Genomic DNA, 11,414 nt, shown 5'->3' with positions numbered 1-11,414 from the left:
TAATTATATATAAGAATATGAACTTAATTTGATTTTATAAAATCTAAAAATGTAAATAAAGATTCATTTTTGGTAAAATAGGACAACCCAATAAATGATGTAACTCCCAAAATAGTTAATGATACTAATTGTGTTAAACTACTAAACTTAATTAAATAAAGAGAGGCTAAATGTACAGTTACTGCCATAATTATAGCAATACCAAGTGTTGGAATTAAATCAAAAATTTGATTTTTTGATTTATATGAAATTAGACTACCACAAAAATGAGTATTTATAATTAAAGAAAATATTGATCCAAAAACATTGCTCCAAACTAAACCCATAATTCCAAACTGCAAACCAATAATTATGAATAAAACTGTAATGATCTTTTTAAAAATTTCAATTTTAAGAAAAGTATTGCTCTTACCAAATGCATTAAGAATATTAATATTTAATGTATGAATTGGGAATAAAACATAAGCCAAACATAGTATCTGAAAAAACGGAACAATTTCAATCCACCCATTTCCCATCAATACTAAAATTAGTGGTTTTGCTAAAACTAAAGCTCCTAACATTACTGGAGCAGCGAGGAAAAATGAAAATAATTGAATTTTCCTATATATCTGCTTGAATTTTAAGGAATCCTCCTGGATATTTGAAAATAATGGCAACGATACTTTACTTACAATTAATGATAATATTGATGTTGGGTAATTATTTAAGGTGTATGCTCTATCATAATAACCTAAAACCTGAATTGTGAAATATTTTCCAATTAATACATTATAGATATTTTCAAAAATTGTATTTAGTTGAGCGGAGAGCATAAGTTTATATCCAAAGCTCAAATGCCTTTTGACATATTTAATAGAGAAATAAAATGACGGCTTCCATTTACTAAAAAATATATAAACTAAAGAGCTAATTAATTGTGAACTAAGAAATAACCCAACAATACTCCAAACCTTATAATCATTTAATGCCATCAAAACACCTATAACAAGTCCTATAATATTTCCAGGAATATTGAATATTGCAATTTTTTTAAAATCCATTTCTTTAATCAAAATAGATTGCGGAACCATTTTTAATGCATTAATTAAAAATCCAATACAATAGATTCTAATTAAATTTGTAAGAATTTCCTGTTTATAAAAATCTGCAACATAAGGAGCGATGAAAAACATCAGAAAATAAGCCCCGGTACTAAATACAATATTTAAATAAAAGATTGTGGAATATTCTATTTTATTGGGGCTAAGAGTTCTTACAATTGAAATTGATAAACCACTGTCAACCAATGTAGTTCCAATTGTAAAGAATATAGTTATCATACCTAATATACCGAATTCGGAGGGCCCTAATAACCTAGCAAGTATAAGTGTAGAAATAAAATAAATGGCTTTGTTAAATATAATATCTAACATAGTCCATGTTACTCCTTTAAAAGATTGTTTTGCTAAACTCAAATTATCTATTCTCTTTTAAGTACCAGTTCAGCACTTCCTCTAATCCTCTTTGAAAATAAAATTCAGGTTCATATTTCAGTAAACTTTTTATTTTTGTAATATCCGCTTTCGAATGTTTTACATCACCCAATCTCTCTGGTAAGTAATTTGCAGTAATATTTTTATCACAAATTACATTCAACATTTTAATTAAACTATTTAAAGTAACTTGATCTCCACATGCAACATTCATTACCTCGTGTTTTTGCAAATCATCATAAAAAAGGGCTCTAATATTTGCTTGAACAGCATTTTCAACAAATGTAAAGTCTCTGCTTGTTTCACCATCTCCATTTATATTAGGTTGTTGGTTTTTTAAAAAGGCATCACAAAAAATAGGAATTACTGCTGCATAAGGATTATTGGGATTTTGTTTTGGTCCGAAAATATTAAAATACCTTAGTCCAATTGTATGAGTGCCATAAACTTGACTAAAAACATCTGCATATAATTCATTAACCAACTTAGTTACGGCATATGGAGACAAAGGTTTGCCTTCATTACCCTCTACTTTAGGCAATACCTTACTATCGCCATATGTAGAAGATGACGCAGCATAAACCATTCTTTTTATATTTTTTGATTCTTTTACACTGTTTAAAATGTTAAGAAACCCATCTATATTGACTTCATTAGATGTTATTGGATCACTTATGGATCTTGGAACTGAGCCCAATGCTGCCTGGTGTGTTACAAAATCTATTCCATTAAGTGCTTTCTTACAAGTTTCTACATTACGAATGTCTCCTTCCATAAATTCGAAATTTGGAAGAGCCATAAAATCTTGAATATTTTCAATATATCCATTTGATAAATTATCAAGCACTCTTACGTGCCCTGCATTATATCTTAATAAATATTCAACAATATTGCTGCCTATAAAACCAGCACCACCTGTTACCAAAAATTTATACTTAGATAAATCTTCTGTATGATAAGGAGTGTTATATAAATTGTTATTATACATAAATTATAGTCTTCCGTCAGTTAAGTGCTTACTTAATATTCCTTTTACATCAAATACAACAGAATTAGAATTTTGATAATCTTGTAAATTAATTTTCAAGAAATTTAAATGTCCAACAGCCAATATAATTGCATCATAATTGTCATTTGGTATTTCTACCAAGGTTGCTGTGTCATATTCTTTTTTTACTTCATCAGGATTAGCCCATGGATCAACAATTGTCAGAATTGTATTATAAGTTTTCAATTCATTAACAATGTCAATAACTCTAGTATTTCTTACATCGGGACAGTTTTCTTTAAAAGTAAAACCAAGTATTAAAATTTTAGAATCTATAATTTTAATACTTTTTTTAATCATCAATTTTACTGTTTCTGTAGCAATATGCTTCCCCATGCCATCATTTAATCTTCTCCCAGCTAAAATAATTTCAGGATGGTAACCAACTTCTTGCGCTTTTTGTGCCAAGTAATAAGGATCTACTCCTATACAATGTCCCCCAACTAAACCAGGTTTGAATTTCAAAAAATTCCATTTAGTAGCTGCGGCCTCTAATACTTCGTTAGTATCAATATTTAATAAATTAAATATTTTTGAAAGCTCATTAACAAATGCAATGTTGATATCTCTTTGTGAATTCTCTATAACCTTTGCCGCTTCTGCAACTTTTATAGAGCTAGCTTTATAGGTTCCGGCTACAATGATTGAGCTATATAGCTTGTCTACAACTTCCGCAATTTCAGGTGTTGATCCTGATGTAACTTTAAGTATTTTAGTTACGGTATGCTCTTTATCACCTGGATTAATTCGTTCAGGGCTATAACCAGCATAAAAATCAACATTATATTTTAGTCCACTATTTTTTTCTAGGACTGGAACACATTCTTCCTCAGTTACTCCTGGATATACAGTACTTTCATAAATTACAATATCTCCTTTTTTTAAAACGGAGGCTACAGTTTCACTTGCTTTTATTAGCGGGGTCAATACAGGTCTATTATTTTTATCAGTAGGAGTGGGTACTGTTACGATATAAACTGTACAATCAGAAATTTTTGTACAATCTGAAGTAACTGAAAATAAATTATTATTTAATGTTTCCCTCAAATACTCATTTGATACTTCAAGAGTACTATCAATCCCTTTGTTTAATTCGTTAATTCTGTTGCTATTAATATCAAAACCAATGGTCTTAAACTTTTTACCAAATTCTACAGCTAATGGAAGTCCTACATATCCAAGACCAATAACTGCAATATGTTTATTTTCAATATTCATTTTAATATCTAAAAAAATTAATTGATATTTTCTCCACGGCTTCGCTATCCTGAGTCACACAAAATTGTGCCTCAGAAAATGGTTTTAATAACAAATATACCCCCATTTTGGTTTAGCGCCAAAGACAATTTATTTAATGGGAATATTTAAAATTATATCCATCGAATTATTCGAATAGTCCTATTTTAGTCGCTAAGGGCTCGGCCTTTGGTTTCAGGTAAATAAATCGCGCCCACGATGACCGTTAAGGCCGCTAGGGCGATGGGATAGAACAATCCGGCAAAATTCGAATGAGTGACCGCTCCCAGCCAAGTGGCCACAAAAGGGGCACATCCGCCGAACACCCCATTAGCAAAGTGATAAGGGATGGAGAGGGAGGTATAGCGGATTTTGGTAGGGAAAAGTTCGACGAGGAACGCGGCGATCGGGCCGTAGGCCATCGCCGCGAAAGTCACCAATAAGCTGCAAATAAAAGCCAGTTTGAGCTTTCCAGTCCAGTTCAGGAAGATCGCGCCATTGACCATCGTGCCTTCCTGGGCGACGATCGTGGACATCCACGAGAAAAGGGGGTAGTACCCGAGCGCAGCGAGGGCCATACCGCCCAGCATAATTTTCTTGCGACCCACCCGATCAGACAGGCTCCCGAAATACACGAAGAGGGGCGTGCCCACTACCAGACTAGCAGCGATAATGAGGTTCGTCGTAATGAAATCGACCTGAAGGATTTTGTTGATGAAGATTTGGGCATAAAATTGTCCTGTATGCCAAACAACCCCCTGTCCCACAATCGCCCCAAACATCGCAATTAACATTAAGCGGCGATTCGCCTTACTGGCGAAAGCTTCCTTTAAAGGATTTTCGGAGAGTCTGCCTTCCGCCTTGAGTTTGGAGAAGAGAGGAGATTCATCCATATTCCGCCTAATGAAATAAGACACAACCACTAAAATACCAGAAAGCGCAAAAGGCACCCGCCAGCCCCAGTCCTTAAAGGCCGCATCGCCTAAAAGCTGCTGCGTCGCTAAGATGACCAGGATGGAGACGAAGAAACCGAGCGTGGCGGTCGTTTGGATGTAGGACGTGTACTTCCCGCGTTCGGCGTCTGGTGCATATTCCGCGACGTAAGTCGCGGCGCCCCCATATTCGCCCCCTAAGGCTAATCCTTGGATGATTCTTAATGCCAAAAGCACAGCCGGAGCCACTAACCCAATCTTCTCATAACTCGGTATAAACGCAATCGCAAACGTCGACCCACCCATCAAAAGCAGCGTCAACAAAAACGTATACTTCCTCCCTATCAAATCCCCCAGCCTCCCAAAAAGCACCCCACCAAAAGGCCTCGCCACAAACCCTGCCCCAAAAGCCGCCAACGTCGATATAAACGCCGCCGTCGGATCCTCCTTCGGAAAGAAACTCAACGAAATAATCGCACTCAAACTCCCAAAAATATAGAAGTCATACCACTCAATCACCGTCCCCACACTCGACGCCACAATCACCTGCCACAACTTCTTAATGGGTACTTTATTATTATCGAACTCTTGCATAGTACATTCTCAATTTCTTCCTAAAAATACACAAAATATCACTATCTCATCTTTATGGGGCGACAATTGTTGTAATTCCTTACCTAAAACTGATAATATAGGCTTTGAAGAGCCTATAGGCGGTTTTTGCTATTATAACTTGCAATTGTATAAACGGCTTTTTCAGCTTTTGACACAATCTGTCAATACCTGGAAACGGCTCTCAGTGGCACGCGCCTATTTTACCAATAGCCCCCTGAGACGCACACAAGGCACATAAAGACAAATTTGAGGCCCCTAAATTCACATTATCAATAAGCTGTTAGGAAGACAGGATGGGCGGGAATACATTTGGAACACCAAACCACTAATCAATATGTTTAACCACTTCTCTAGATACCTGAAGCTCATCCGTGCCGTTCCGCTGCACGTGATGGCGCAGGATCTCGGGATCGACGCCGGGCTTTTGAGCAAATACGAAAACGGCAATCGCATCCCAGACCTCGACCTCGTCATTATTTTTGCCCATTACCACCAGGTAAATGCACGCGAACTTTGCATCTATTGGATGCGGGAGCGCATCAAACGATCCTTTGTAGGCTACGAAAATTTAGTCGAAGAAGCTTTGCCCCACGCAGAAAAAGACGTCAAGTACTTCCTCCGGCTCCGCAAAGTCAAATTAGAACGGAAATTCAGCTTCAAGCTCATCCCTAAAAACGCCATTACCTACGACATCAAGCAGGTTAAAAACCTACGCTATTTTCAATACCGCCACCACGGCGTCAATAACCACTAAACCCTACAAACATGTTCAATTTCTTTGGCAATAAAGAGCCTCTGCTCTTCTACAACGGCCACATGGGCCCCTACAAATTCACAAAAGTCACCGTCACCATCTTCGAAAAAGACCAAGAAGTCTACACAGAATCGGTCATCGTTGCTCCGGCAGCCAGATCTCAGCTGATATTTGACTCGAAGAAGTTCTTGACTGAGCTGAGGAATAGATGATTAATTGTTGCACTATAGTGAAACTTAACTACCTTTGATGTGTCCCAGACACCTATTTAAAGCATATCGTTAATACGGATGGGCTTTATGAAATTAGAATTCAGGTAGGGAACGATATCATTCGAATATTTTGCTTTTTCGAGACGGGGAAACTAGTTATTCTAATCAATGGATTTCAGAAAAAGACTCAAAAAACACCTAAAAAAGAGATACGATTAGCTTTAAAACTAAAATCAGAATATGAAAAACAAAAACCTGACGACCTTCGCGGAGCATAAAGACAAACACTACGGCAAATTGGGTACAAAAAAAAGAGATGAATACGAAGCGGGATATCAAATCTTCAAGGCAGGCGTATTGATTCAAGTTAAGCGCCTAGAATTAGGCATGACTCAGGCAGAACTTGCAGAAAAAGCGGGAACAACTAAGTCCTATATTTCTAAAATTGAGAATAACCTCAAAGAGGCTAGAATCTCCACACTGCAAAAGATTGTTGAATTAGGTTTTGGAGGTCGATTAGAAGTTTCCATCAAACTTTAGTATTGACAAAATCTGTCAATACCTGAAAAGCCGCCTGCGTACCACGCGACTTATAATAGCAAAAAGTGCCCTAGCGCGTAAACAGCCCTACAAATGAAGTAGACAGCGACACCAGAAAACTAAAAATCAAAGGAGCGATAAACCCTGTCACCGCAAAACCGGGCACATAGGCAGCGACTAGATAGACCAGACCTACCGAGATCACAAGAGAAAACAACCCTAAAGTCATAAACGTAATAGGGAAGCTGATGATCTTCAACACGGGTTTGACGAAGGAATTCACAAAGCCCATCGCTAGAGCGACTAAAAGTGCGGTCGTGAAACCGTCTACCGTAATGCCTTTTAAATAGCGAGGAATGACCATAACTACGCAGGCAATGATGATGTAACGAATGATGAATCCGATCATAAGAAAGATTATTTAGCAGCGTGACGAGACTGAAGAACGGCGATGATTTCGCTTAAATCGATTCCGCGATCCTCTAATAAGACTAATAAGTGGAAAATTAGATCCGCCGCTTCGCCTTTAAAGAGGTCATCGTTTTGCATTAAGGCTTCGATGACGAGCTCGACGGCTTCTTCGCCTACTTTTTGGGCCACTTTGTGGGTGCCTAATTGGAATAAAGAAGCGGTATAGGAAGACGCTGCAGGGGCAGTTTTGCGGCTACGGATAACATGTTTTAATTGATCTAACCAGGCTGCATTGTCTGCGTTTGACTCATCGAAACAGGTATCTGCGCCAGTGTGGCAAGTGGGTCCAAAAGGTTTGGCCTGAATTAAAATGGTGTCTGCGTCGCAATCGATTGAGAGGCTGACCACGTCTAAGAAGTTGCCTGATTCTTCGCCTTTAGTCCAAAGACGGTTCTTCGAGCGGCTAAAAAAGGTCACGCGGGACTCTGCAACGGTCTTTGCATAGGCTTCCTCATTCATGTAGCCTAACATCAAAACGGTACGAGTGCTGGCATCTTGGATGATGGCGGGCACGAGGCCTTTGGAAAAATCGGGTTGCTTGGACATATTTCTATTAAATGCGCATCGGGATGCCTTGGGTTGCAAGGTAATTCTTCAATGCCAAAATTTCAATTTCTTTAAAGTGAAATATACTCGCGGCGAGGCCTGCGTCTGCTTTGCCGGTCGTGAATACTTCCGTAAAATGTTCCATCGTTCCCGCTCCGCCAGAGGCAATAATGGGAATGGAGGCTGCTGAGGATATGCGTGCGGTCAAATCACAGGCGAAGCCTGCTTTCGTTCCGTCCGCGTCCATCGAGGTTAATAAGATTTCGCCGGCGCCGCGGTTTTCGACTTCGCGGGCCCATTCGAGGGTTTTTAATTCTGTTATTCGACGGCCGCCGTGGGTGTGGACGAAGTCCTGGCCCGCGGCGGGTTCAAAGCGCGTATCGATCGCGACAATGATGCATTGGGAGCCAAAAGCCAAAGCCAGTTCATCCACCAGCTCTGGCCGGCGCACCGCAGACGAGTTGATGGACACTTTGTCCGCGCCGGCGTTCAGCAACGCCGATACGTCAGCAATAGACGAAATTCCGCCGCCCACGGTAAAGGGAATATTCACGTGCCGCGCGACTTCACGCACTAAATTCACTAAGGTCTTCCGGTCATCGACCGTCGCCGTAATATCTAAAAAAACCAGCTCATCCGCCCCCTGCTGCGCATATAGTGCACCCAGCTCCACCGGATCGCCAGCATCGCGCAGGTCCACAAAGTTCGTCCCTTTCACGGTCCGCCCTTCTTTAATATCGAGACAAGGTATGATGCGCTTTGTTAACATGCTGCTGCTGAAAATTTGGCCAAATCCGCTAAACTAATCCGACCCTCATAAAACGCCTTCCCCACAATCACCCCAAACAAATTCATCTCCCGCAAGCGCACTAAATCCTCCATACAAGCTACCCCACCGCTCGCAATCACGCTCAGCGACGGGCTCGAAGCCTGAATTTTTTCATATAAATCGAAGCTGGGGCCTTGCAACAAACCGTCTTTGGCGACATCCGTCGAAATCACATACTTCGCGCCTTTCGAGGTATAATCCTGTAGAAAGTCAAAAATCGAAATGTTCGAATTCTCCTGCCAGCCCGAAACAGCGATCATCTCATTCTGCGCATCCGCCCCCAAAATAATCTTCTCCGACCCATACTTCTGCAACCATTCACAGACCAGCGCAGGATTACGCACGGCAATACTGCCGGCGGTAATCTGCGCGGCACCCGCAGAAAAAGCCGTATCAATCATCTCGTCGGACTGAACTCCGCCGCCAAAATCAATGTGCAGCGACGTGTTCGACGCAATGCGTTCCAAAACCGCCGCATTCACAATCTTCTTCGCTTTCGCCCCATCCAAATCCACTAAGTGCAAACGCTGAATTCCGGCCCCCTCAAAGGCTTTGGCGATCTCCAAAGGGTCTTCTGAATAGACCGTTTTTTGGCCATAATCCCCCTGAGTCAAACGCACGCATTGCCCATTTATCAGATCGATCGCCGGAATTAGTTGAAACATATTAGAGTGCTAAGAAATTTTTCAAAATCTGTTCGCCAGCCTTTCCGCTGATCTCCGCGTGAAACTGCGCGGCATAAAAATTATCCTTGTGTAACATCGCCGAAAACGGCTGCTCATACTCACAAACCGCTGTCGTATACTGATTTACGGGCGCATAAAAAGAGTGCACGAAATAGACGAACTCTTCTTCTTTCAGTCCTTTCATTAAGGGATTCTCGCCTTTCTGCACGATCGAATTCCAGCCGACATGCGGAATTTTCAAGTCTTTACTAATGAATTTCTTCACCTCCACGTCAAACACCCCGATGCAATCCACGTTTCCCTCTTCCGAGTGCTTGCACAACAATTGCATTCCGATGCAGGTCGCCAAAACAGGCTGCTTCAACCCCTTTATCACCTCGTCCAGGCCTTTTTCTTTCAAATAAGCCATCGCCGTACTCGCCTCGCCCACCCCCGGAAAAATCACTTTGTCGGCTTTTTTAATCTGCTCATGGTCATCTGTCAGTTGGTATTTCTGCCCAATACGATCCAACGCGTACATCACCGATGCCACATTCCCCGCATTGTATTTTATGATCGCAATTTCCATAAGCGTACAAAGGTATTAACTTTGGGGGATAATTGCCCCCTTTGCGGGGCCCTTTTATGAACAAAAAACTCGTTTACGAAACGCTCTACCTCGTTTGGATGGGCCTATTGCCCCTGCTGGCGTCTGGCTTTTTGGGCTACTACGCGCTGGCGAATCCTTCGTTTTTTACGACGTTTTCTCTGCTGGGGTCGGTAGTTTTTTGGATTTGCGCCGCTTTGATTATGGGCCTGGCCCTCTGCCCTACAACGTTTTTTGCCTTATTTACGGGTTACGTTTATGGCTTTTCGGGACTCTTGCCATTGATTTTGGCTTACTCGGCGGCTTCGGCTTTGGGTTATTTTCTGGCCAAAAAGTTCGGCGCGACAGCTTTGCTGTCGCGCGTACCTTCTAGTTTCCTAGCGAACGTGCGGTCTTCCTCCTTTTCCTGGGTGTTCCTCGCACGGCTTTCTCCAATTTTCCCATTCGCCATCACAAACGCAATCATGGCCTTTGTAGGTGTTCCCTTCCGCGCCTTTATTACAGCTGGAACTTTGGGAATGTTACCAAGAACTTTCTTAGCCGTTTTTACGGGGATCTCTGCTTCATCTTGGGCTTTATTATTTGCCCGGCCCGAATTATTGCGTTGGCAAGATGTGATTTCTGTGCTGCTTTTAATCGTTTCCGCTGTAGGGATGTATCTTTTAGGCCGCCGTTCTTTGCAATAAACGATCCTTCGGATCAAAGCATAGAGCATAAAGCATAAAGTATAAAGGTTTCGCTTCCGGCGAATCGGTGTTGGATTTTATGTGATCTGCCTCTATGAGTCCTAAACCCAATAAAGTGCGAAATAAAGTTCGAGCCACTCAGGCAGCTTTTCAGGTATTGACAGATTGTGTCAAGATTCAAATTGCAAAGTTCAAAGACCAAATTGCAAAGCAATGACTAAGCCGAAGGCGACTAAGCGAAGCGTGATGACTAAATCGCGCAACGATGACTAAGCCGAAGGCGACTAAGCGAAGCGTAGTGACTAAGTCCGCAGGACGACCAAATTATCAGTTTATTAAAGGGTAATATCCAAAAAATGGGTTACATTTATCCATGCAACCACTAAACATCAAACTATACGATTTAGCTCGTGCTAAATTGCACCTGAAAGATTCTGACGCCATGGAATTTGTATCCACCATTCACGAAATGCACGACCACTTAGATCAGAATCTGGCCACAAAGGAATTTGTAAGCAAAGAACTTTCTGAAACGAAATTTGAAATTCTAAAATGGCTATTTATCTTTTGGGTAGGCCAGTTATCCATCACAATTGGCATCGTTCTAATGCTAATCAAAAAATAAATTCATATCCTATCAACGCGATGCCATGAACGCTGATTCAAGTATTAATAAACTGCAAGATCACCGATTCGAAAATCTGGTGACGAAAGAATACCTGGATCAAAAACTTTCTGAGATACCGGTAAAATTGAATCATTTGGAATTGAGAAGCATAGAACGTATGAACACCTTAG

14 protein-coding genes are annotated in these 11,414 nt (G+C 40.7%); 5 read left to right on the top strand and 9 right to left on the bottom strand.

Annotated elements, in window-relative coordinates:
* Positions 1-23: 23 nt before the first annotated feature.
* The 4 genes from EWU21_RS05390 to EWU21_RS05375 form a co-directional block, all read right to left on the bottom strand.
* On the bottom strand, positions 24-1,457 hold the full coding sequence (locus tag EWU21_RS05390) for a lipopolysaccharide biosynthesis protein (protein ID WP_130895781.1): 1,434 nt from the start codon (positions 1,455-1,457) through the stop codon (positions 24-26).
* 1 nt (position 1,458) lies between these two features.
* Positions 1,459-2,463: an SDR family oxidoreductase gene (locus EWU21_RS05385; protein WP_130895780.1), complete on the bottom strand. Its 1,005-nt coding sequence runs from the start codon at positions 2,461-2,463 to the stop codon at positions 1,459-1,461.
* A 3-nt stretch (positions 2,464-2,466) separates the two neighbouring features.
* Positions 2,467-3,741: a nucleotide sugar dehydrogenase gene (locus EWU21_RS05380; RefSeq protein WP_201738090.1), complete on the bottom strand. Its 1,275-nt coding sequence runs from the start codon at positions 3,739-3,741 to the stop codon at positions 2,467-2,469.
* Positions 3,742-3,926: 185 nt separating this feature from the next.
* On the bottom strand, positions 3,927-5,285 hold the full coding sequence (locus EWU21_RS05375) for an MFS transporter (RefSeq protein WP_130895778.1): 1,359 nt from the start codon (positions 5,283-5,285) through the stop codon (positions 3,927-3,929).
* A 355-nt stretch (positions 5,286-5,640) separates the two neighbouring features.
* Here EWU21_RS05375 and EWU21_RS05370 point away from each other — a divergent pair, with 355 nt between their 5' ends.
* The 3 genes from EWU21_RS05370 (at position 5,641) to EWU21_RS05360 (ending at position 6,812) form a co-directional block, all read left to right on the top strand.
* Positions 5,641-6,060 carry a helix-turn-helix domain-containing protein gene (locus tag EWU21_RS05370; protein ID WP_130895777.1) on the top strand — a complete coding sequence of 140 codons (420 nt, stop codon included), beginning with the start codon at positions 5,641-5,643 and terminating at the stop codon, positions 6,058-6,060.
* Positions 6,061-6,337: 277 nt separating this feature from the next.
* On the top strand, positions 6,338-6,550 hold the full coding sequence (locus EWU21_RS05365; RefSeq protein ID WP_201738093.1) for a type II toxin-antitoxin system RelE/ParE family toxin: 213 nt from the start codon (positions 6,338-6,340) through the stop codon (positions 6,548-6,550).
* Complete coding sequence (locus EWU21_RS05360; protein WP_130895776.1) at positions 6,513-6,812, top strand: helix-turn-helix domain-containing protein; 300 nt, start codon at positions 6,513-6,515, stop codon at positions 6,810-6,812. Before EWU21_RS05365 ends, EWU21_RS05360 begins: the two co-directional genes overlap by 38 nt.
* A 70-nt stretch (positions 6,813-6,882) precedes the next feature.
* On the opposite strand, the gene EWU21_RS05355 is transcribed toward EWU21_RS05360, so the two are convergent.
* From EWU21_RS05355 to hisH, 5 genes are read right to left on the bottom strand one after another with little or no spacing between them, the layout of a single operon-like run.
* Entirely contained in the window at positions 6,883-7,221 is a 339-nt protein-coding gene (locus EWU21_RS05355; protein ID WP_236633179.1) for a phage holin family protein, read from the bottom strand.
* Between the two features lie 8 nt (positions 7,222-7,229).
* A complete protein-coding gene (gene hisIE, locus EWU21_RS05350; protein ID WP_130895775.1) occupies positions 7,230-7,829 on the bottom strand; it encodes a bifunctional phosphoribosyl-AMP cyclohydrolase/phosphoribosyl-ATP diphosphatase HisIE in 600 nt (199 codons plus the stop codon).
* 7 nt (positions 7,830-7,836) lie between these two features.
* A complete protein-coding gene (gene hisF, locus EWU21_RS05345; protein ID WP_130895774.1) occupies positions 7,837-8,598 on the bottom strand; it encodes an imidazole glycerol phosphate synthase subunit HisF in 762 nt (253 codons plus the stop codon).
* Positions 8,592-9,323 carry a 1-(5-phosphoribosyl)-5-[(5-phosphoribosylamino)methylideneamino]imidazole-4-carboxamide isomerase gene (gene hisA / locus EWU21_RS05340; RefSeq protein WP_130895773.1) on the bottom strand — a complete coding sequence of 244 codons (732 nt, stop codon included), beginning with the start codon at positions 9,321-9,323 and terminating at the stop codon, positions 8,592-8,594. The genes hisF and hisA overlap by 7 nt, the downstream gene beginning before the upstream one ends.
* Before the next feature lies 1 nt (position 9,324).
* Positions 9,325-9,912 (bottom strand): imidazole glycerol phosphate synthase subunit HisH, encoded by a 588-nt coding sequence (gene hisH, locus EWU21_RS05335; RefSeq protein WP_130895772.1) that lies wholly within the window; start codon positions 9,910-9,912, stop codon positions 9,325-9,327.
* A gap of 56 nt (positions 9,913-9,968) precedes the next feature.
* Between hisH and EWU21_RS05330 the strand changes: the two genes are divergently transcribed.
* Positions 9,969-10,616 (top strand): TVP38/TMEM64 family protein, encoded by a 648-nt coding sequence (locus EWU21_RS05330; RefSeq protein ID WP_130895771.1) that lies wholly within the window; start codon positions 9,969-9,971, stop codon positions 10,614-10,616.
* 373 nt (positions 10,617-10,989) lie between these two features.
* Positions 10,990-11,241: a hypothetical protein gene (locus EWU21_RS05325; protein ID WP_130895770.1), complete on the top strand. Its 252-nt coding sequence runs from the start codon at positions 10,990-10,992 to the stop codon at positions 11,239-11,241.
* The last annotated feature ends 173 nt before the right edge of the window (positions 11,242-11,414 follow it).

The sequence above is a fragment of the Aquirufa antheringensis genome (genome assembly GCF_004307425.1).
Taxonomy (GTDB): domain Bacteria; phylum Bacteroidota; class Bacteroidia; order Cytophagales; family Spirosomataceae; genus Aquirufa; species Aquirufa antheringensis.
The sequence above is the reverse complement of the archived record's forward strand: the minus strand, read 5'-3'. Positions and strand labels throughout refer to the sequence as shown.